Origin of the sequence: Streptomyces sp. NPDC093600 (assembly GCF_044764755.1) — a bacterium.
Lineage (GTDB): Bacteria > Actinomycetota > Actinomycetes > Streptomycetales > Streptomycetaceae > Streptomyces.
The window spans coordinates 796,951-817,797 of sequence record NZ_JBIWIU010000002.1; the positions used below are offsets into that span (position 1 = coordinate 796,951).

18 protein-coding genes are annotated in these 20,847 nt (G+C 71.1%); 16 read left to right on the forward strand and 2 right to left on the reverse strand.

Annotation, left to right across the window (positions count from 1 at the left end; translation table 11 throughout):
* The first annotated feature begins 121 nt into the window (after nt 1-121).
* A complete protein-coding gene (gene uvrA, locus ACIRB4_RS09270; protein WP_403289455.1) occupies nt 122-3,091 on the forward strand; it encodes an excinuclease ABC subunit UvrA in 2,970 nt (989 codons plus the stop codon).
* A 174-nt stretch (nt 3,092-3,265) separates the two neighbouring features.
* Here uvrA and ACIRB4_RS09275 read toward each other — a convergent pair whose 3' ends face one another.
* Nucleotides 3,266-4,168 (reverse strand): carbohydrate kinase, encoded by a 903-nt coding sequence (locus ACIRB4_RS09275; protein WP_403289456.1) that lies wholly within the window; start codon nt 4,166-4,168, stop codon nt 3,266-3,268.
* 123 nt (nt 4,169-4,291) lie between these two features.
* Between ACIRB4_RS09275 and ACIRB4_RS09280 the strand changes: the two genes are divergently transcribed.
* Entirely contained in the window at nt 4,292-4,717 is a 426-nt protein-coding gene (locus ACIRB4_RS09280) for a Rieske (2Fe-2S) protein (protein WP_403289457.1), read from the forward strand.
* A 76-nt stretch (nt 4,718-4,793) separates the two neighbouring features.
* Here ACIRB4_RS09280 and ACIRB4_RS09285 read toward each other — a convergent pair whose 3' ends face one another.
* The gene (locus ACIRB4_RS09285) at nt 4,794-5,723 is read right to left on the reverse strand and encodes a hypothetical protein (protein ID WP_403289458.1); all 930 of its coding nucleotides are present in this window, start codon (nt 5,721-5,723) and stop codon (nt 4,794-4,796) included.
* Nucleotides 5,724-5,963: 240 nt separating this feature from the next.
* On the opposite strand from ACIRB4_RS09285, the gene ACIRB4_RS09290 reads away from it, so the two are divergent.
* The 14 genes from ACIRB4_RS09290 to ACIRB4_RS09355 all read left to right on the forward strand — a co-directional run bounded on the left by ACIRB4_RS09290 (nt 5,964) and on the right by ACIRB4_RS09355 (nt 20,847).
* Entirely contained in the window at nt 5,964-6,548 is a 585-nt protein-coding gene (locus ACIRB4_RS09290; RefSeq protein WP_403289459.1) for a papain-like cysteine protease family protein, read from the forward strand.
* Entirely contained in the window at nt 6,545-7,339 is a 795-nt protein-coding gene (locus ACIRB4_RS09295) for a hypothetical protein (protein ID WP_403289460.1), read from the forward strand. Before ACIRB4_RS09290 ends, ACIRB4_RS09295 begins: the two co-directional genes overlap by 4 nt.
* Nucleotides 7,340-7,479: 140 nt before the next feature.
* Nucleotides 7,480-9,597 carry an excinuclease ABC subunit UvrC gene (uvrC, locus tag ACIRB4_RS09300; RefSeq protein WP_403289461.1) on the forward strand — a complete coding sequence of 706 codons (2,118 nt, stop codon included), beginning with the start codon at nt 7,480-7,482 and terminating at the stop codon, nt 9,595-9,597.
* A complete protein-coding gene (gene rapZ / locus ACIRB4_RS09305; protein ID WP_403289462.1) occupies nt 9,594-10,574 on the forward strand; it encodes an RNase adapter RapZ in 981 nt (326 codons plus the stop codon). The genes uvrC and rapZ overlap by 4 nt, the downstream gene beginning before the upstream one ends.
* Nucleotides 10,571-11,593, forward strand: a complete 1,023-nt coding sequence (gene yvcK, locus ACIRB4_RS09310) for a uridine diphosphate-N-acetylglucosamine-binding protein YvcK (protein WP_403289463.1) — start codon at nt 10,571-10,573, stop codon at nt 11,591-11,593. The genes rapZ and yvcK overlap by 4 nt, the downstream gene beginning before the upstream one ends.
* Complete coding sequence (whiA, locus tag ACIRB4_RS09315; RefSeq protein WP_356889956.1) at nt 11,584-12,573, forward strand: DNA-binding protein WhiA; 990 nt, start codon at nt 11,584-11,586, stop codon at nt 12,571-12,573. The genes yvcK and whiA overlap by 10 nt, the downstream gene beginning before the upstream one ends.
* Nucleotides 12,574-13,019: 446 nt before the next feature.
* Nucleotides 13,020-14,030 carry a type I glyceraldehyde-3-phosphate dehydrogenase gene (gene gap / locus ACIRB4_RS09320; protein WP_403289464.1) on the forward strand — a complete coding sequence of 337 codons (1,011 nt, stop codon included), beginning with the start codon at nt 13,020-13,022 and terminating at the stop codon, nt 14,028-14,030.
* A gap of 108 nt (nt 14,031-14,138) precedes the next feature.
* On the forward strand, nt 14,139-15,350 hold the full coding sequence (locus tag ACIRB4_RS09325; protein WP_403289465.1) for a phosphoglycerate kinase: 1,212 nt from the start codon (nt 14,139-14,141) through the stop codon (nt 15,348-15,350).
* Nucleotides 15,351-15,356: 6 nt separating this feature from the next.
* Nucleotides 15,357-16,133, forward strand: a complete 777-nt coding sequence (tpiA, locus tag ACIRB4_RS09330) for a triose-phosphate isomerase (protein ID WP_403289466.1) — start codon at nt 15,357-15,359, stop codon at nt 16,131-16,133.
* A 120-nt stretch (nt 16,134-16,253) separates the two neighbouring features.
* Nucleotides 16,254-16,484, forward strand: coding sequence for a preprotein translocase subunit SecG (gene secG, locus ACIRB4_RS09335; RefSeq protein ID WP_356890211.1), 231 nt, complete (start codon nt 16,254-16,256; stop codon nt 16,482-16,484).
* 110 nt (nt 16,485-16,594) lie between these two features.
* A complete protein-coding gene (locus ACIRB4_RS09340) occupies nt 16,595-16,930 on the forward strand; it encodes an RNA polymerase-binding protein RbpA (protein ID WP_003976875.1) in 336 nt (111 codons plus the stop codon).
* Nucleotides 16,931-17,121: 191 nt separating this feature from the next.
* Nucleotides 17,122-18,786, forward strand: a complete 1,665-nt coding sequence (gene pgi / locus ACIRB4_RS09345) for a glucose-6-phosphate isomerase (RefSeq protein ID WP_403289467.1) — start codon at nt 17,122-17,124, stop codon at nt 18,784-18,786.
* Nucleotides 18,787-18,790: 4 nt separating this feature from the next.
* Entirely contained in the window at nt 18,791-19,303 is a 513-nt protein-coding gene (locus ACIRB4_RS09350; RefSeq protein ID WP_403289468.1) for a PH domain-containing protein, read from the forward strand.
* Entirely contained in the window at nt 19,300-20,847 is a 1,548-nt protein-coding gene (locus ACIRB4_RS09355) for a PH domain-containing protein (protein WP_403289469.1), read from the forward strand. The genes ACIRB4_RS09350 and ACIRB4_RS09355 overlap by 4 nt, the downstream gene beginning before the upstream one ends.

The window sequence follows — 20,847 nt, forward strand, 5'->3', positions numbered from 1 at the left end:
GCTCGGTGGAAGCATCCGGCATCCTTGGTTGTTGGACATTCAGATACATCCAGACGCATCCAGGCATATCTGCGACCCGCACTCCTGTGCCTCCGCTCTCTCAAGAAAGGTGCGGACCGGCGTGGCCGACCGTCTCATCGTTCGTGGCGCTCGCGAGCACAACCTCAAGAACGTCTCGCTCGACCTCCCGCGTGACTCCCTCATCGTCTTCACCGGGCTCTCCGGGTCGGGCAAGTCCTCCCTCGCCTTCGACACGATCTTCGCCGAGGGGCAGCGCCGGTACGTCGAATCGCTCTCCTCGTACGCCCGGCAGTTCCTCGGCCAGATGGACAAGCCGGACGTCGACTTCATCGAGGGCCTCTCGCCCGCCGTCTCCATCGACCAGAAGTCGACCTCGCGCAACCCGCGCTCCACGGTCGGCACCATCACGGAGGTCTACGACTACCTCCGCCTGCTCTTCGCGCGCATCGGCAAGCCGCACTGTCCCGAGTGCCGCCGGCCGATCTCCCGGCAGTCGCCGCAGGCCATCGTCGACAAGGTCCTGGAGCTGCCCGAGGGCAGCCGCTTCCAGGTCCTCTCCCCGCTCGTGCGCGAGCGCAAGGGAGAGTTCGTCGACCTCTTCGCCGACCTCCAGACCAAGGGCTACAGCCGGGCGCGGGTCGACGGCGTGACCGTGCAGCTCAGCGAACCGCCGACGCTGAAGAAGCAGGAGAAGCACACGATCGAGGTGGTCGTCGACCGCCTCACCGTCAAGGACAGCGCCAAGCGCCGGCTCACCGACTCCGTCGAGACCGCGCTCGGGCTCTCCGGCGGCATGGTCGTGCTCGACTTCGTCGACCTCGCCGAGGACGACCCCGAGCGCGAGCGGATGTACTCCGAGCACCTGTACTGCCCGTACGACGACCTGTCCTTCGAAGAGCTGGAGCCGCGCTCCTTCTCCTTCAACTCGCCCTTCGGAGCCTGCCCCGACTGCACCGGCATCGGCACCCGCATGGAGGTCGACCCGGAGCTGATCGTCCCGGACGAGGACCGGTCCCTCGACGAGGGCGCCATCCACCCCTGGTCGCACGGCCACACCAAGGAGTACTTCGGCCGGCTCATCGGCGGGCTCGCCCAGGCGCTCGGCTTCCGCACGGACATCCCGTACGCCGGGCTGCCCGCGCGCGCCAAGAAGGCTCTGATGTACGGCCACAAGACCCAGGTCGAGGTCCGCTACCGCAACCGGTACGGCAGGGAGCGGGCGTACACCACCCCGGCCTTCGAGGGAGCCGTCTCCTTCGTCAAGCGGCGCCACAGCGAGGCCGAGAGCGACTCCAGCCGGGAGCGCTTCGAGGGCTATATGCGCGAGGTGCCCTGCCCCACCTGCGAGGGCACCCGCCTCAAGCCGATCGTCCTCGCGGTCACGGTCATGGAGCGGTCCATCGCCGAGGTCTCCTCGATGTCGATCAGCGAGTGCGCCGAGTTCCTCGGCCGCCTCACGCTGAACGCCCGCGACAAGAAGATCGCCGAGCGGGTCCTGAAGGAGGTCAACGAACGGCTGCGGTTCCTCGTCGACGTCGGCCTCGACTACCTCTCCCTCAACCGCGCGGCCGGCACCCTCTCCGGCGGCGAGGCCCAGCGCATTCGGCTCGCCACGCAGATCGGCTCCGGCCTGGTCGGTGTGCTGTACGTCCTGGACGAGCCGTCCATCGGGCTGCACCAGCGCGACAACCACCGGCTGATCGAGACCCTGGTCCGGCTGCGGGACATGGGCAACACCCTCATCGTCGTCGAGCACGACGAGGACACCATCAAGGTCGCCGACTGGGTCGTCGACATCGGCCCCGGCGCCGGCGAGCACGGCGGCAAGGTCGTCCACTCCGGCCCCCTCGCCGAGCTGCTCACCAACAAGGAGTCGATGACCGGGCAGTACCTCTCGGGGCACAGGGCCATCGCGACGCCGGACATCCGCCGCCCCGTGGACCCCTCGCGCCGCCTCACGGTGCACGGCGCCCGCGAGAACAACCTGCGGGACATCGACGTCTCCTTCCCGCTGGGTGTGCTCACGGCCGTCACCGGAGTCTCCGGCTCCGGCAAGTCGACGCTGGTCAACGACATCCTCTACACCCACCTGGCGCGCGAGCTGAACGGCGCCAAGTCGGTGCCCGGGCGGCACACGCGCGTGGCGGGCGACGACCTCGTCGACAAGGTCGTCCATGTCGACCAGTCGCCGATCGGCCGCACCCCGCGCTCCAACCCCGCGACGTACACCGGCGTCTTCGACCACGTCCGCAAGCTCTTCGCCGAGACGATGGAGGCGAAGGTCCGCGGCTATCTGCCCGGCCGGTTCTCCTTCAACGTCAAGGGCGGCCGCTGCGAGAACTGCTCCGGCGACGGCACCATCAAGATCGAGATGAACTTCCTCCCGGACGTGTACGTCCCGTGCGAGGTCTGCCACGGCGCCCGGTACAACCGGGAGACCCTGGAGGTCCACTACAAGGGCAAGTCCATCGCCGAGGTCCTGGACATGCCGATCGAGGAGGCCCTGGACTTCTTCGAGGCCGTCCCGACGATCGCCCGTCATCTGCGCACGCTCAACGAGGTCGGGCTCGGATACGTCCGCCTCGGCCAGTCCGCGCCGACGCTGTCGGGCGGTGAGGCGCAGCGCGTGAAGCTCGCCTCCGAGCTGCAGAAGCGGTCGACGGGCCGCACGGTCTACGTCCTGGACGAGCCGACCACGGGTCTGCACTTCGAGGACATCTCGAAGCTGATCAAGGTCCTGTCCGGTCTGGTCGACAAGGGCAACTCCGTGATCGTCATCGAGCACAACCTCGATGTCATCAAGACCGCGGACTGGGTCGTCGACATGGGTCCGGAGGGCGGCAGCGGCGGCGGTCTGGTGATCGCCGAGGGCACGCCCGAGGAGGTGGCGTCGGTCCCGGCGAGCCACACCGGCAAGTTCCTGCGCGAGATCCTCGGCGCGGACCGGATCAGCGACGCCACCATCCCGGCGGCGCGCGGCGCGTCCAAGACCGCGAAGAAGACGGCGACCAAGGCCCCGGCGAAGAAGGCGGCGGCCAAGAAGACGGTGGCTCGCGCGCGCAAGGGGTGACGGCGACGGAGCGGGGTGGGGAACAGGAGCGCCTGCGGCGGGCTTGCCCCCACCCCGCCCCTTCCCGAACCGGGGCGCCGCCCCGGACCCCGGTCCTCAGCGCCGGACGGGCTGGGAGTGCGGGCGCTTCGCCCCGCCGGACGGGTTGCGCTTCCGGTTGTCGACGGGGCGGCGTCAGGCAGTCAGTTCGGCCGCGTACGGCGGCTCCGCGCCCACGCGGGTGCAGGTGACCGCCGCCGCCTTCGCCGCGTACGTCAGGAGCTCCTTCCAGGCGCCGGAGTCCAGCGATTCCACCGGGCGGTCCGCCAGGCCGTGCAGAAGCGCCGCGTTCACCGTGTCACCGGCGCCGATCGTGTCCGCGACCCGTACGCCGACCGCGGGCACCGACACCTCACCGGCGGCGCTGAACACCGTCAGACCCGCGGCCCCCCGCGTCAGCACCACCGCCGAAGGGCCCCGCCGGAGCCACTCGGCCGGGGTCCCGCCCAGCCAGGACGCGTCCTCCTCCGAGAGCTTCAGGAGCGAGACGTACGGCAGCCAGCCCGCGAAGCGCTCCCGGTAGTCCGCCGCGTCCGGGATGAGACCGGGCCGGATGTTCGGGTCCAGGAGCGTGAAGGCCCCCCGCCCCGCCTCACGCCGCAGCAGCGCCTCGTAGGCGCTCGCGCCCGGCTCCAGGGCCAGCGAACACGTCCCGAAGGCCAGCGAGCGCACATCCGCCGGAAGGCGCTCGGGGAGGGCGAAGAGACGGTCGGCCGTGCCCTCGACGTAGAAGCCGTACCGCGCCGAACCGTCCGGACCGACCGAGGCGACCGCCAGCGTCGTCGGCTCGGGCCCGCGCTGCACGAGCGCGTCCGAGACACCCGCCGCCCGCAGACCCTCCACCAGCGCCTCGCCGAAGGCGTCCGTGGAGGCCCGCGAGCAGAAGGCCACGTCCGCCCCGAGCCGGCCCAGCGCCACGGCCGTGTTGTACGGGCCGCCGCCGGGCCTCGGCACCAGCGGCGCCAGCGGGGACGGCGGTACGGCGCCCGCCCCCTCCGGGACCAGGTCGATCAGGGACTCACCGGCGACGACGATCACGCCCGTGAACGTAACCCATGCCCGGCGGCGGCACAGCCCGCAGGGGCCTCGCGAAGCCGCCCGGAACCGCGCCGGTATCGTCGGTTCGGTCACCTCATGCCCCGATCGCACCGTGGAGCCCCCATGCCCGCCCAGACCCCCCGCCGCACCGTACTGAAAGGCGCGGCCCTGGCCGGCGCCGCGGGGCTGGGTGTCGCCGCCTGCTCCACCGAGTCCAAGCTCGGCCACGCCCGGGTCCCCACGCCGACCGCCCCGGTCGACCTCGGCGCCCCCGAGGAGGTGCCCGTCGGCGGCGCCAAGCTCTACCGCGAGCAGCGGGTCCTGGTGAGCTGCCCGGCCGCGGGCCGGTACACGGCGTTCAGCGCCCAGTGCACCCACGCCGGCTGCGTCCTCGACAGGATCGAGGACAACGAGGGCAACTGCCCCTGCCACGGCAGCCGCTTCGACGTGACCACGGGCAAGGCGCTCAAGGGCCCGGCCACCGTCCCGCTCCCCGAGGTCCCGGTCCGCGTCGAGAACGGCAGACTGATCGCGGGCCCCGAGGCGTGAACCCGGGCTCGGAGGCGTAACCCGCGCCCCGACGCGTAGACCGGGCCCCCGCCCCGGAGCCGCGATACCCCCGGCGTCACGCCCAGTCCCAGTCGATCCCCAGAAGCCCCGGCCGTACCCCCTGCTCCACCAGATGGACCGTGCGGTGCCGCCCGCTCAGCGTGAGCTGCGAGCGGCCGCCGCGCGGCGCACCGGCCGAGCTCTGGGTGAAACGCCGGCAGCGCACGGGCAGCGCCGCCTCGTCGAACCGGACCTGCAGCACGTACTGCCCGCCCGCGTAGGTGAACCCCCGGACGTACTCACCGCTCGCGCCCGCCGTCCCGTCCTCGAAGCCGTACCCGAAGAGATACGTCTCGCCGGCCCGCAGCCGCGCGTCGAACAGCAGCTCCGCGATCACCACACCCGTCTCGCGGTCCCAACGCACCCGACCCGTACGGCAGTTCTCCGTCGCCCGGACCTCCACCCGGGACGGGTCGCAGCCCGGATCCCCGTGGTGGATGGCCACATAGCGGTCCACCCCGTCCCGGTGGGCCCGCACCACATGCTGCGAGTCGCGCCCCACCATCTCCCGCTCGGCACCGATCCGCACCCGCTCGTGATGGCCGACCGTGTGCAGCCCGCCGTCCACCGGTGACTCCAGACCGGCGATCAACTCCTCCACCACGCCCGACGCCTCCACGAGGGAGCGGTACGAACGGGCCACCGGCCGCTCGACGTCACCGCGCGCGGTGGCGCCCTCGGTCAGCAGCCGGATGAGGGAGTTCCCCGGCAGCTGGAGCACCTCCTCCAGGGCGCGGACCGCCTTCATCGACTCGGGCCGCTGCGGCCGGCGAGCACCCTGCTGCCAGTAACTGAGGCTGGTCACCCCGACCTTGATCCCACGATGCGCCAGATGGTGCTGGACACGCTGGAGCGGAAGACCACGCACCGCGAGCGCCGTGCGCAGCGCCAGATGGAACGGACCGGTGTGCAGCAACTGCGCCAGATCCGCCTCGGTGTGCCCCATGGGGACTCCTCAGTGAACGTTCACGACGGTGTGGCGGACCGCTGTTCCGCCGGTGGGGGGACCGCAGGTGACACAGGGGCACCCGTTCACACTCGGGTCACCCCGTTCACAGCGTGCCGTCACCCCGCATTGAAGCGTGTTGACCCGCTTCCGACAACGTCCGATGCTCCTCACCAGCGTCCGGACGCGCTCCTCCAACTCCCCACATCCCCACACCCCCCCCGCCACGGGAGGAACGCGATGCGCAGAAGAAGGCTCTCCCTCGCGGCACTCGCCGCCGCCGCACTCTTCCTCATCCCCACCACCGCCTCCGCCGCACCCGCCCCCGACGACGCGTCGGCACTCGCGACCAAGCGGCTGAACATCACCATGCAGGCGCAGCAGAAGAGCAACTGGTGCTGGGCCGCAGGAGGCAACACCATCGCCACCTGGTTCGGCCGCAACTACTCGCAGAACCAGTTCTGCAACGCCGCCTTCAACCGCCAACAGGGCTACGACTGCCCCAACAACCAGGCCACCCTCGGCAACGTGCAGACCGGACTGCGCTGGGCGGGCGTCAACCCCGGCTCGTACGTGAACGGCTGGCTGCGCTACTCCACCGTCCAGACGGAGATCAACGCCGACCGCCCGATCGAGACGCGCATCCAGTGGTCGAGCGGCGGCGGCCACATGCATGTGATCTACGGCTACGACGACGCGGACAGCTGGGTCTACTGGGGCGACCCCTGGCCCTCCAGCAACCGCTACAACTGGGCCTCGCACGCCTGGTACGTCAACAACAACTCCTTCTCCTGGACCCATTCGCTGTACCGGATAGGAGCGTGACGACGATGAGCCGCATACGTGCCGTGAGCGCCGGCCTCCTGTCCGCCGCCGCCCTCATCGCCCTCGGCGCCGACCCGGCCGCCGCCTCCGACGCGCCGCCGACGGCGGCCACACCCGAAAAGGCGGCCTCCGCGCCGGAGACCCTGGACACCCTCTCCCGGTTCTTCGCCCGCGACGGCGCCGTCGCCCGTTCCGCCGTCCGTCCCCGCGTCGAGGGGGCCTCGGTGCCGGTACGGGTGCTGTCCCCGGAGTTCGTGGCCGGGAAGGCGGGCGCGCCGGTGGCCCGGACCGAGTTCCACGCCAGCAAGGCGGTCTCCTCGGACGGACGGACGGCCTCGCTGTGGACCGTGCGCCAGGCGGGCGGCTGGCAGGTGGTGAACATCGCCACCGGTGACGACGAGATCCGCTACACCGCGCAGGGGGCGCGGGCACTGCCGGGCGGGACCGTCTTCCGCGAGCCGCAGATCGACGCCTGGTACGTCCACAAGGGCACGAAGGTGCTTCCACTGGACGAGGACGCGGTCCGCGCGATCGGGAAGAACGGGACCAGCCTGGCCGCCTACCGCGAGCGGGTCGCCGCGGCGTACGGCGACAAGCTGCCCGGCTCCGGCTACGCCCGCAAGGGCGCGGCGGGCGGCTACGACACCGGTGCCGCCTCCGCGCCCGACGAACCCCTGGTCACGGCGGCGTCCGCCACCGCCGGGGCGGGCGCCGTGCTGGTCCTCGGCCTCCTGGGAGCGGCGGCCCGGCGTCGTCGGCGGGCACCCGGAGCCGCGGAGTCCGCCTCCTGACACCGACGCCCCGCCGGGCCGGCCGCCTCCCCACGACGGCCCGGCGGGGCGAGGGGGCCTCCCGTGACGTCCCACCGGGGCGAGACGGCCCTCCCGCGAGGACGCCCGGACTGTCAGTTCCCGCCAGTAGGGTGGGGAACATGGCCGACCCCTCCAGCTACCGCCCCGAGCCGGGGCAGATCCCCGACTCGCCGGGGGTCTACAAATTCCGCGACGAGCACCGCCGGGTGATCTACGTCGGGAAGGCGAAGTCCCTGCGCCAGCGGCTGGCCAACTACTTCCAGCCGCTGGCGAGCCTGCACCCGCGCACGGCCACGATGGTCACCACGGCCGCCTCCGTGGAGTGGACCGTCGTCTCGACCGAGGTCGAGGCGCTCCAGCTGGAGTACTCCTGGATCAAGGAGTTCGACCCCCGGTTCAACGTCAAGTACCGGGACGACAAGAGCTATCCGTACCTCGCGGTGACCCTGAACGAGGAGTTCCCGCGCGTCCAGGTCATGCGCGGCCACAAGAAGAAGGGCGTGCGCTATTTCGGGCCGTACGCGCACGCGTGGGCCATCCGCGAGACCGTCGACCTGATGCTCCGCGTCTTCCCCGTCCGTACGTGCTCCGCCGGCGTCTTCCGCAACGCCGCCTCCGCCGGACGCCCCTGCCTCCTCGGCTACATCGGCAAGTGCTCGGCCCCCTGTGTGGGCCGGGTCACCCCCGAGGAGCACCGCGAACTGGCCGAGGAGTTCAGCGACTTCATGGCCGGCCGCACCGGCACGTACATCCGCCGGCTGGAGAAGCGGATGATGGCGGCCGCCGAGGAGATGGAGTACGAGAAGGCGGCCCGGCTCCGCGACGACATAGGGGCGCTGCGGCGGGCCATGGAGAAGAACGCCGTCGTCCTCGCGGACGCCACCGACGCCGATCTGATCGCGCTCGCGGAGGACGAGCTGGAGGCGGCCGTCCAGATCTTCCACGTTCGTGGCGGACGCGTGCGCGGCCAGCGGGGCTGGGTCACCGACAAGGTCGAGGCGGTGTCGACGGCCGGGCTCGTCGAGCACGCGATCCAGCAGCTGTACGGCGAGGAGAGCGGCGACGCCGTCCCCAAGGAGGTCCTCGTCCCGACCCTCCCCGAGGACCTGGAGGCCGTCGCCCAGTGGCTCGCCGGCCGCCGCGGCTCGGCCGTCTCGCTGCGCGTACCGCAGCGCGGCGACAAGAAGGACCTGATGGAGACGGTCGCGCGCAACGCCCAGCAGGCCCTCGTCCTGCACAAGACCAAGCGCGCCAGCGACCTGACCACGCGCTCCCGGGCCCTGGAGGAGATCGCCGAGGCCCTGGACCTGGACTCGGCCCCGCTACGGATCGAGTGCTTCGACATCTCGCACCTCCAGGGCGACGACGTTGTGGCGTCCATGGTCGTCTTCGAGGACGGGCTGCCGCGCAAGAGCGAGTACCGCCGCTTCCAGATCAAGGGCTTCGAGGGCCAGGACGACGTCCGCTCGATGCACGAGGTGATCAGCCGCCGCTTCAAGCGCTACCTCGCCGAGAAGGAGAGGACGGGGGAGTGGGGCCCGGAGGGTGTCGAGGACACCGAGGCCGTCGAGAGCGCCGGCGTGAACGGCACGGCCCCGGCCGCCGTGAGCGCAGTGGGAGGCCCCGGAGCCGCCCCGCACGCCACGGGACCCGCCCCGCACGCCACGGGAGCCGCCCCGGTCGGCCTGAGCGGGGAGGTGCCCGCCGACGACGGCCGGCCCCGGCGGTTCGCCTACCCGCCCCAGCTCGTCGTCGTCGACGGCGGGCAGCCCCAGGTGGCCGCCGCCCGGCGGGCCCTGGACGAGCTCGGCATCGACGACATCGCCGTCTGCGGCCTGGCCAAGCGCCTCGAAGAGGTCTGGCTGCCCGGTGACGACGACCCCGTCGTGCTGCCCCGCTCCAGTGAGGGCCTGTACCTCCTTCAGCGGGTACGTGACACGGCTCACGACTTCGCCATCCGCTATCAGCGCTCCAAGCGGAACAAGCGCATCAGGACCAGCCCCCTGGACGCCGTCCCCGGCCTCGGCGACACGCGCAAGCAGGCTCTGATCAAGCACTTCGGCTCGGTCAAGCGGCTCCGGCAGGCGACAATCGAGCAGATCTGCGAGGTCCCCGGCCTGGGCCGCAAGACGGCCGAAGCCGTGGCCGTGGCCCTCGCCCAGGCGGCCCCGGCCGCGCCCGCCGTGAACACGGCAACAGGAGAGATCATGGAAGACGACGGGGGCAGCACCGCATGACCGCGCACGACCAGCATGACCAGCACGACCGGCAAGAACCGCACCACCGAGAAGACGGAGCAGGACACGTGAGTACGGGCACGAAGGAGGCCAACGGCGACAACGGCGCCGACGCGGCCATCCCCGAGCTGGTGATCATCTCCGGCATGTCCGGCGCCGGCCGGTCCACCGCGGCGAAGTGCCTGGAGGACCTCGGCTGGTTCGTCGTCGACAACCTGCCGCCCGCGCTGATCCCCACCATGGTGGAGCTCGGCGCCCGTTCCCAGGGCAATGTGGCCCGGATCGCCGTCGTCGTCGACGTCCGCGGCCGGCAGTTCTTCGACGCCCTGCGGGAGTCCCTCGCCGCCCTCGACGCCCAGCAGGTCACCCGGCGGATCGTCTTCCTGGAATCCTCCGACGAGGCCCTGGTCAGGCGTTTCGAGTCGGTCCGCAGGCCGCACCCGCTCCAGGGCGACGGCCGGATCACCGACGGCATCGCCGCCGAGCGCGACCTGCTGCGCGAGCTGCGCGGCGACGCCGACCTGGTGATCGACACCTCCAGCCTCAACGTCCATGAACTGCGCGCCAAGATGGACGCCCAGTTCGCCGGCGACGAGGAGCCGGAGCTGCGCGCCACCGTCATGTCGTTCGGCTTCAAGTACGGGCTGCCCGTCGACGCCGACCTCGTCGTCGACATGCGCTTCCTGCCCAACCCGCACTGGGTCCCCGAGCTGCGGCCGTTCACCGGCCTCAACGAAGAGGTCTCGGCGTACGTCTTCAACCAGCCGGGCGCCAAGGAGTTCCTCGACCGCTACACCGAACTCCTCCAGCTGATCGCCGCGGGCTACCGCCGCGAGGGCAAGCGGTACGTGACCATCGCCGTCGGCTGCACCGGCGGCAAGCACCGCTCCGTGGCCACCTCCGAGAAGCTCGCCGCCCGCCTTGCCGCGGAAGGGGTCGAGACCGTCGTCGTCCACCGGGACATGGGGCGCGAGTGAAGCCGTACCGCCGGCGTACGTCCACCCTTTCGGTGCGTACGCTCCGCAGGCGCGGCGCCCAGCCCAAGGTCGTCGCGCTGGGCGGCGGCATGGGTCTCTCGGCCTCCCTCGCCGCCCTGCGCCGGATCACCGGTGATCTCACCGCCGTGGTCACCGTCGCCGACGACGGCGGCTCCAGCGGCCGGCTCCGGGAGGAGCTGGGCGTCCTGCCGCCCGGAGACCTGCGCAAGGCGCTCGCCGCGCTGTGCGGGGACGACGACTGGGGCCAGACCTGGTCCCGGGTCATCCAGCACCGCTTCCAGTCCAAGGGCGAGCTGCACGAGCACGCGGTCGGCAACCTCCTCATCGTCGCCCTCTGGGAGCAGCTCGGCGACCACGTCCAGGCGCTGGACCTGGTCGGCAAGCTGCTCGGCGCGCACGGCCGGGTGCTGCCCATGTCCGCCGTGCCCCTGGAGCTCCAGGCCCTGGTCAAGGGGCACGATCCGACGCGCCCGGACGACGTGGACACCGTCCGTGGCCAGGCCACGGTGGCGCTCACCCCGGGCGAGGTGCAGTCCGTGCACCTCGTCCCGCACGACCCGCCCGCCGTGCCCGAGGCCGTCGCCGCGGTGCTCGACGCGGACTGGGTGGTCCTGGGCCCCGGCTCCTGGTTCTCCTCGGTGATCCCGCACCTGCTCGTGCCCGAGCTGCTCGACGCCCTGATGGTGACCAAGGCCCGCCGGGTGCTCTCGCTCAACCTCGCGCCGCAGCCGGGAGAAACGGAAGGCTTCTCTCCGCAGCGTCATTTGGAGGTTTTGGGACGACACGCCCCTAAACTCGCCCTGGACGTGGTGCTGGCCGACGAGGCCGCCGTGCCCGACCGCGAGTCCCTGTCCGACGCCGCCAAACGGCTCGGCGCCGCGGTCGAGCTGGCGCCGGTGGCCCGGGCGGACGGTACTCCGAAGCACGACCCGGAGCTGTTGGCCGCCGCGTACGACCGTATTTTTCGGATGCATGGAAGGATCGGCCCATGGCGATGACGGCAGCGGTGAAGGACGAGATCTCCCGGCTTCCCGTCACCCGGACCTGCTGCAGGAAGGCAGAGGTCTCGTCGATCCTGCGGTTCGCGGGCGGGCTGCACCTGGTGAGCGGGCGGATCGTGATCGAGGCGGAGCTGGACACGGCGATGGCCGCCCGGCGCCTCAAGCGGGACATCCTGGAGATCTTCGGGCACAGCTCCGAGCTGATCGTGATGGCCCCCGGCGGGCTGCGCCGGGGCTCCCGGTACGTCGTACGGGTGGTGGCGGGCGGTGACCAGCTGGCCCGGCAGACCGGCCTGGTCGACGGCCGGGGCCGCCCGATCCGCGGCCTGCCCCCGCAGGTCGTCTCCGGCGCCACCTGCGACGCCGAGGCGGCCTGGCGCGGCGCGTTCCTCGCCCACGGCTCCCTGACCGAGCCCGGACGCTCCTCCTCCCTGGAGGTCACCTGCCCCGGCCCGGAGGCCGCCCTCGCCCTGGTGGGCGCGGCCCGCCGGCTGTCCATCGCCGCGAAGGCCCGTGAGGTACGCGGCGTGGACCGCGTGGTCGTCCGCGACGGCGACGCGATCGGCGCCCTGCTCACCCGGCTCGGCGCCCACGAGTCGGTGCTGGCCTGGGAGGAGCGGCGGATGCGCCGCGAGGTCCGCGCCACCGCCAACCGCCTGGCCAACTTCGACGACGCCAACCTGCGCCGCTCGGCCCGCGCCGCGGTCGCCGCGGGCGCCCGGGTCCAGCGGGCCCTGGAGATCCTCGGCGAGGAGGTGCCCGAGCACCTCGCCGCCGCGGGCCGGCTGCGCATGGAGCACAAGCAGGCCTCCCTCGAGGAGCTGGGCGCCCTCGCCGACCCGCCGCTGACCAAGGACGCCGTCGCCGGCCGTATCCGCCGGCTGCTCGCCATGGCCGACAAGCGCGCCCAGGACCTGGGCATCCCGGGGACCGAGTCCACGCTGACCGAGGAGCTGGACGACAGCCTCGTCGGCTGACCCCAGCTCCCGCCCCCTCCCAACCCCGCGCTGCCGGTGCCTCTCTGAGGCACCGGCAGCTTTCGTCGTACGGGCCGGAGGCGTTCTTGACATGATCATGGGCTCCCCTGAGCCTGTCGTCTGTCCACCTCGCGGCAGACCATGACAAGGGCGGTTCATGAGACGGAGCGATTGACCTCGCAGCTGCCGGGCACGCGTCGGAGGGTGCGGTGCACGGCTGAGCGGCCACCCGCACCTTTGATCACAGTCAGTGATCGGGACGAAAGTCGCACTGTGGCGCGAACCCGTCGGTAGTAACGGGCCACGGTGCATTCACCGGCACTTACGGCTGCGCACGATGTCACTCTGAGGCGATGGGAGAGGTAGGGTCGTAAGCGGTCGGGGACATCCCTAATAGAAACTCGCCGGCGTCGAAAACCGGCGTACTCTCACGAGGAGATCGGTTCGTGACGATCCGCGTAGGCATCAACGGCTTTGGCCGCATCGGTCGCAACTACTTCCGCGCGCTCCTTGAGCAGGGTGCTGACATCGAGATCGTGGCTGTCAACGACCTGGGTGACACTGCGACCACCGCCCACCTGCTGAAGTACGACACGATCCTGGGGCGCCTCAAGGCCGAGGTCACCCACACCGCCGACACCATCACCGTCGACGGCCACACCATCAAGGTGCTCTCCGAGCGCAACCCGGCCGACATCCCCTGGGGCGAGCTGGGCGTCGACATCGTCATCGAGTCGACCGGCATCTTCACCAAGAAGGCCGACGCCGAGAAGCACCTCGCCGGTGGCGCCAAGAAGGTCCTCATCTCGGCTCCGGCCAAGGACGAGGACATCACCATCGTGATGGGCGTCAACCAGGACAAGTACGACGCGGCCAACCACCACGTCATCTCCAACGCCTCCTGCACCACCAACTGCGTGGCGCCGATGGCGAAGGTCCTCGACGAGAACTTCGGCATCGTCAAGGGCCTGATGACGACGGTCCACGCGTACACCAACGACCAGCGCATCCTGGACTTCCCGCACTCCGACCTGCGTCGCGCCCGTGCCGCCGCGGAGAACATCATCCCGACCACGACCGGTGCCGCGAAGGCCACCGCCCTGGTCCTCCCGCAGCTCAAGGGCAAGCTCGACGGCATCGCGATGCGCGTCCCGGTCCCGACCGGCTCGGCCACCGACCTGGTCGTCACGCTGCAGCGCGAGGTCACCAAGGACGAGGTCAACGCCGCCTTCAAGAAGGCCTCCGAGGACGGCGACCTCAAGGGAATCCTGTACTACACCGAGGACCCGATCGTGTCCTCGGACATCGTCAGCGACCCTGCCTCCTGCACCTTCGACTCCTCCCTGACGATGGTCCAGGAGGGCAACTCGGTGAAGATCCTGGGCTGGTACGACAACGAGTGGGGCTACTCCAACCGCCTCGTCGACCTCACCGTCTTCGTCGGCGGCCAGCTCTGATCCCAGGCAGGCACCCCTTGATGTGAGCGCAGGGCTCGGACAGCGTAACGTCGCGCTGTACGAGCCCTGTCTCGTGTGCTCCACCGCGTTCCTAGGAGTCAGTAAGAGATGAAGACGATCGACGAGCTTCTCGCCGAAGGCGTCGCCGGCAAGCGGGTATTCGTCCGCGCCGACCTCAACGTGCCGCTGGACGGCACCACCATCACCGACGACGGCCGGATCCGCGCCGTCCTCCCCACGGTCCAGGCGCTCGCCGCGGCCGGTGCCCGGGTCGTGGTCGCCTCGCACCTGGGCCGTCCCAAGGGCGCCCCGGACCCGGCGTTCTCCCTCGCCCCGGCCGCCGCGCGCCTGGGCGAGCTCCTCGGCGCCGACGTGGCGTTCGCGACCGACACGGTCGGCGAATCGGCCACCTCCACCGTGGCGGGCCTCGCCGACGGCCAGGTGGCCGTCATCGAAAACCTCCGCTTCAACGCCGGTGAGACGTCCAAGGACGACGCCGAGCGCGGCGCCTTCGCGGACCGGCTCGCCGCCCTCGCCGACGTCTACGTCGGTGACGGCTTCGGCGCCGTACACCGCAAGCACGCCTCGGTCTTCGACCTCCCGGCCCGCCTTCCGCACGCCGCCGGCCACCTCATCGCCACCGAGGTCGGCGTCCTCAAGAAGCTGACCTCGGACGTCAAGCGCCCGTACGTCGTCGTCCTGGGCGGCGCCAAGGTCTCCGACAAGCTCGCCGTCATCGACGAACTGCTCGGCAAGGCCGACCGTCTCCTGATCGGCGGCGGCATGGCGTACACCTTCCTCTACGCCAAGGGCTACGAGGTCGGCATCTCCCTGCTCCAGAAGGACCAGGTGGACGTCGTCAAGGAGTACATGAAGCGCGCCGAGGAGAACGGCGTCGAGCTCGTCCTCCCCGTCGACGTCCTGGTCTCCGGGGAGTTCCCCGACCTGAAGACCAAGGCCCCGGCCGACTTCGAGACCGTCGACGCGGACAAGATCCCGTCGACCAAGGAGGGCCTCGACATCGGCCCGAAGACGCGCGAGCTGTACGCGTCGAAGATCGCCGACGCCGAGACCGTCTTCTGGAACGGTCCGGTGGGCGTCTTCGAGCACCCCGACTACGCCGGTGGCACCACCGCCATCGCGCGGGCCCTGGTCGACAGCAGCGCCTACACCGTCGTCGGTGGTGGCGACAGCGCCGCCGCCGTCCGGATCCTGGGCTTCGACGAGAACGCCTTCGGCCACATTTCCACCGGTGGTGGCGCCAGCCTCGAATACCTCGAGGGCAAGACGCTCCCCGGCCTCGCCGCTCTGGAGGACTGAGAAAAAGTGAGTTCGCGTACCCCGCTGATGGCGGGCAACTGGAAGATGAACCTCAACCACCTCGAGGCCATCGCCCACGTCCAGAAGCTCGCCTTCGCGCTGACCGACAAGGACCACGACGCGGTCGAGGTCGCCGTCCTGGTGCCCTTCACCGACCTGCGGTCCGTGCAGACCCTGGTCGACGGCGACAAGCTCAAGATCAAGTACGGCGCCCAGGACATCTCCGCGCACGACTCCGGTGCCTACACCGGTGAGGTCTCGGGGGCGATGCTGGCCAAGCTGAAGTGCTCCTACGTCGCCGTGGGCCACTCCGAGCGCCGCCAGTACCACGCCGAGTCGGACGAGGTCTGCAACGCCAAGGTGAAGGCCGCGTACAAGCACGGTCTGACCCCGATCCTCTGCGTCGGGGAGGGCCTGGACGTCCGCAAGGCGGGCCGGCAGGTCGAGCACACCCTGGCCCAGATCGACGGCGGCCTGAAGGACGTCCCGGCCGAGCAGGCCGAGTCCGTCGTGATCGCCTACGAGCCGGTGTGGGCCATCGGCACCGGTGAGGTGGCCACCCCCGAGGACGCGCAGGAGGTCTGCGGGGCGATCCGCGGCCGTCTCGCCGAGCTGTACTCGCAGGAGCTGGCCGACAAGGTCCGCATCCAGTACGGCGGCTCCGTGAAGGCCGGGAACGTGGCCGCGATCATGGCGCAGCCCGACGTGGACGGCGCCCTGGTGGGCGGCGCGGCGCTGGACGCGGACGAGTTCGTCAAGATCGTCCGCTTCCGCGACCAGTGAGTATGCGGTAGCGGCGATCCGTCGTACCCTTGCGGGGGCCGAGCAGGCTGTGTGAGCCTGTCGGCCCCCGTCGTTCGCACTTTTCCGAGAATTGCCAGGAAGTAGGGTCCAGCCGTGGTTATGGGGTTCTCGATCGCCCTGATCGTCTTCAGCGCGCTGCTGATGCTGCTCGTGCTGATGCACAAGGGGAAGGGCGGCGGCCTCTCCGACATGTTCGGTGGGGGTATGCAGTCGTCCGTCGGCGGCTCCTCGGTCGCCGAGCGCAACCTGGACCGGATCACCGTCGTGGTCGGTCTGCTGTGGTTCGCGTGCATTGTCGTACTTGCACTTCTGATGAAGGTGAACGGCTGAACGCTCGTTCCGGCGTTGCGGGGTTCTGTGTAACTCCAATCACTGGACGCGCGTTGGGCCTTACGTAGACTGGGGCATCTTCGAGCACCATCACGCAGGGAGTTACGACCGTGGCAAGTGGCAACGCGATCCGGGGAAGCCGGGTCGGAGCGGGGCCGATGGGGGAGGCCGAGCGGGGCGAGTCGGCACCGCGCCTCCGCATCTCCTTCTGGTGCTCGAACGGGCACGAGACGCAGCCGAGCTTCGCCAGTGACGCGCAGGTTCCGGAGACGTGGGACTGCCCGCGCTGTGGTTTCCCGGCCGGTCAGGACCGGGACAATCCGCCGGACCCGCCGCGCACGGAGCCGTACAAGACGCATCTCGCGTACGTGCGCGAGCGGCGCAGCGACGCGGACGGCGAGGCGATCCTCGCCGAGGCGCTGGCCAAACTGCGCGGCGAGATCTGAGCGTGGTGTGAAGGTGTGACGAACGGGCCCTGCCCGCGAACTCGGTTCGCGGGCAGGGCCCGTTTCTCGTCGAATCCGCCGGCGCCCCGGCCGACCCCACGCGTTCACGGCGCCGCCGCGCCGTCCGCCCCGGCGATCAATTAGGTTGGAGTGGCAGCGGGGCAAGCAGGCAGTACGAGAAGAAGTGGGCGATGTCCGAGATGACTACCGAAGGCCGTGCGAGGCTCAATCAGCTGCCCGAGTGGGCGGCCCTCGGCAAGCACCGTGAGCAGCTGGCCGGCACCCATCTGCGGGAGCTGTTCGCGGCCGACGCCGACCGCGGCGGCGCATACACCCTGCGGGTCGGCGACCTGTATCTGGACTACTCCAAGCACCTGGTGACCGACGAGACGCTGGCGCTGCTGCGCGAGCTGGCCACCGCCACCGGCGTGGCCGAGCTCCGCGACGCCATGTTCCGCGGCGAGAAGATCAACACCACCGAGGACCGGGCGGTGCTGCACACCGCGCTGCGCGCCCCCCGCGACGCGGTGATCGAGGTCGACGGCGAGAACGTCGTCCCGGCCGTCCACGCCGTCCTCGACAGGATGAGCGCCTTCGCCGACACGGTCCGCGCGGGCGAGTGGACCGGCCACACCGGCAGGCCGATCACGAACATCGTGAACATCGGCATCGGCGGCTCCGACCTGGGCCCGGCCATGGCCTACGAGGTCCTGCGGTCCTACACCCGGCGGGACCTGACGTTCCGTTTCGTCTCCAACGTCGACGGCGCCGACCTCCACGAGGCCGTCCGCGACCTCGATCCGGCCGAGACGCTCTTCATCGTCGCCTCCAAGACCTTCACCACCATCGAGACGATCACCAACGCCACCTCCGCGCGCGACTGGCTCCTCACCGGACTGCGAGCCGGTCAGGACGCCGTCGCGAAGCACTTCGTGGCCCTGTCGACCAACGCCGAGAAGGTCGAGGAGTTCGGCATCGACACGGCCAACATGTTCGAGTTCTGGGACTGGGTCGGCGGCCGCTACTCCTACGACTCGGCCATCGGCCTCTCCCTGATGATCGCCATCGGCCCGGACCGCTTCCGCGAGATGCTCGACGGCTTCCACCTCGTCGACGAGCACTTCCGCACCGCCCCCGCCGAGGAGAACGCGCCGCTGCTGCTCGGCCTCCTCGGCGTCTGGTACGGCGCCTTCTTCGACGCCCAGTCGCACGCCGTCCTGCCGTACTCGCACTACCTGTCGAAGTTCACCGCGTACCTCCAGCAGCTCGACATGGAGTCCAACGGCAAGTCCGTCGACCGGGACGGCAAGCCCGTCGACTGGCAGACCGGACCGGTCGTCTGGGGCACCCCGGGCACCAACGGCCAGCACGCCTACTACCAGTTGATCCACCAGGGCACCAAGGTCATCCCGGCCGACTTCATCGGCTTCGCCGAGCCCGTCGCCGACCTGCCGCCGGGCCTGGTCCCCCAGCACGACCTGCTGATGGCCAACTTCTTCGCCCAGACCCAGGCACTGGCCTTCGGCAAGACCCCCGACGAGGTACGCGCCGAAGGCGTGGCCGAGGACCTGGTCGCGCACAAGACCTTCAAGGGCAACCACCCCACGACCACCATCCTCGCCAAGGCGCTCACCCCCTCCGTCCTCGGCCAGCTCATCGCGCTGTACGAGCACAAGGTGTTCGTCCAGGGCGCGATCTGGAACATCGACTCCTTCGACCAGTGGGGCGTCGAGCTCGGAAAGGTCCTCGCCAAGAAGATCGAGCCCGTCCTGACCGAGGGCGAGGGCGGCGAGCGGCTCGACGGCTCCACCGCCGGACTCGTCGCGACCTACCGCTCGCTGCGCGGACGAAGCTGATCCCGTGAGGGGGGAGGACGCGGGGCGGGCCGAGGTGCGGCTGCGGCCGCCGAACAACCCGCTGGACGAACGGGCCGTCACCTGGTGGCGGACCCAGTGGCTGGTGACCACAGCCGTACCGGTGGCCGTCCTCGGCGTGCTCGGCGCCCTCGTCACGCCCGCCCGGTTCTGGCTGCTGCTCGCGGCCGGGATCCTGGCGGCCGTCGGCCTCGCCTGCACCGCGTTCCTCCCCCGCTGGTGGTTCCGGGTCCACCGCTGGGAGGTGACCGACGAAGCCGTCTACGTCCGTACGGGCGCCTTCTGGCAGGAGTGGCGGATCGCCCCCATGTCCCGGATCCAGACGGTCGACACCGTACGCGGCCCGCTGGAGCAGGCGTTCGGGCTCGCCACGGTGACCGTGACGACCGCCTCCTCCAAGGGCGCGATCCGGATCGAGGGCCTGGACCACGAGCTCGCCGCCGAACTCGCCGAACGGCTGACGCACATCACCCAGGCGACCCCCGGGGACGCGACATGACACCCCCGCCGGCGCCGACCGAGGACTGGCGGCGCCTGGACCGCCGTACGGTCCTGGTCACCGCCGCCGTCCTCGCGGGCGTCGCCGGCGGCGCCGGGCTGCCCACCGTGCTCGGTCTGTCCGGCTCCATGCCGCTGTGGCAGGCCGTGGGCTGGGTCCTCGCCGGGGCGGTCCTGCTCGTCGCCGGGGGCTCCGCCGCCGACTACGTCCGCTGGCGCCGCACCCGCTACCGCGTCGGTGCCGAGCGCGCCGAACTCCGCACCGGGCTCCTCCTGGTCAAACGACGCTCGCTGGCCCGCGAACGCATCCGCAGCGTCGATCTCACCGCCAACGTCCTGCTGCGCGTCCTCGGTCTCGTCAAGGTCCGCATCGGCACCGGCGAGAACACCGGCGGCGGCGAATCCACCCTCGAACTCGACCCGGTCAGCAGGGCCGAGGGCGAACGGCTCCGCCGCGAGCTCCTCGACCGCCGGGTCCCGGCCGCCCAGGACACCCGGCACGACGGCGCGCTGGCCGTCCTCGACCCGCGCTGGATCCGCTACGCCCCCGTCTCCTTCCTCGTCCCGCTCCTCGGCGGCGCGGCGGCCGGCGCCGTGATGCAGGTCAGCCAGTGGTTCGGTGCCCAGGGCGAGGTCATCGCGTGGGTGGGTGACCGGTTCCGGGACACCTCCCTCCTCTGGACGGTCGTCGTGCTCGTCCTGCTCGCCGCCCTCGCCGGAACCGTCGGCGCGCTCGGCCTGTGGGTCGAGATGTGGTGGAACTACCGCCTGGAGCGCGAGCCGGGCGGCACCCTGCGGGTCCGCCGCGGACTGTTCACCGGCCGCTCGATCTCCATCGAGGAACGCCGGCTGCGCGGCGTCGAACTCGTCGAGCCGCTCGGGGTACGCGCGTGCCGCGCCGCCCGCGTCGACGCCGTCGCCACCGGCCTCGTCAAGGACGACGACGACAAGCACGCCGACCACAAGACCCTGCTGCCGCCCGCGCCCCGTGCGATCGCCGACCGGCTCTCCGCCCAGGTCCTGCGCGAGCCCGCGGCCCCCACCGGTGCCCCGCTCACCGCCCACCCCCGTGCCGCCCGCTCCCGGCGGCTGCGCTGGGCGCTGGGGACCGCCGTCCCCCCGGTCGCGGTCCTCGCCGTCCTGGGGGCCGCCCTCACCCCCGTACTGCTTCTCGCCGCGGCGGTCTGCGCCCTCGTCCTGGTCCCGCTCGCCGTGCTCCTCGCCCTGGACGCCTACCGCAACCTCGGACACGGCGTCACCGGCGACTATCTCGTCACCCGGTCCGGCACCCTCCGGCGCACCACCGTCGCCCTCCAGCGAGGCGGCGTCATCGGATGGACCGTCAAACAGTCCGTCTTCCAGCGCCGCGCCGGTGTCCTGACGCTGACCGCGACGACGGCGGCGGGTGCCGGGGCGTACGACGTGTACGACGCCGACGAGAGCGAGGGCCTGGCCTTCGCCGCCGAGGCGGTCCCGGGACTGCTCGCGCCATTCTTGGAGCGGAAGCGGCCGTTCTCGACAACGTCGGGCGAATACCGTTCCTGA

What these genes read in the sequence shown, in the direction of transcription:
- ACIRB4_RS09280 (WP_403289457.1), top strand. Translation starts at nt 4,292, where the DNA reads ATGCCCGCCCAGACCCCCCGCCGCACCGTACTGAAAGGCGCGGCCCTG.
- ACIRB4_RS09285 (WP_403289458.1), bottom strand. Translation starts at nt 5,723, where the DNA reads ATGGGGCACACCGAGGCGGATCTGGCGCAGTTGCTGCACACCGGTCCG.
- ACIRB4_RS09290 (WP_403289459.1), top strand. Translation starts at nt 5,964, where the DNA reads ATGCGCAGAAGAAGGCTCTCCCTCGCGGCACTCGCCGCCGCCGCACTC.
- uvrC (WP_403289461.1), top strand. Translation starts at nt 7,480, where the DNA reads ATGGCCGACCCCTCCAGCTACCGCCCCGAGCCGGGGCAGATCCCCGAC.
- rapZ (WP_403289462.1), top strand. Translation starts at nt 9,594, where the DNA reads ATGACCGCGCACGACCAGCATGACCAGCACGACCGGCAAGAACCGCAC.
- whiA (WP_356889956.1), top strand. Translation starts at nt 11,584, where the DNA reads ATGGCGATGACGGCAGCGGTGAAGGACGAGATCTCCCGGCTTCCCGTC.
- ACIRB4_RS09325 (WP_403289465.1), top strand. Translation starts at nt 14,139, where the DNA reads ATGAAGACGATCGACGAGCTTCTCGCCGAAGGCGTCGCCGGCAAGCGG.
- secG (WP_356890211.1), top strand. Translation starts at nt 16,254, where the DNA reads ATGGGGTTCTCGATCGCCCTGATCGTCTTCAGCGCGCTGCTGATGCTG.
- pgi (WP_403289467.1), top strand. Translation starts at nt 17,122, where the DNA reads ATGTCCGAGATGACTACCGAAGGCCGTGCGAGGCTCAATCAGCTGCCC.
- ACIRB4_RS09355 (WP_403289469.1), top strand. Translation starts at nt 19,300, where the DNA reads ATGACACCCCCGCCGGCGCCGACCGAGGACTGGCGGCGCCTGGACCGC.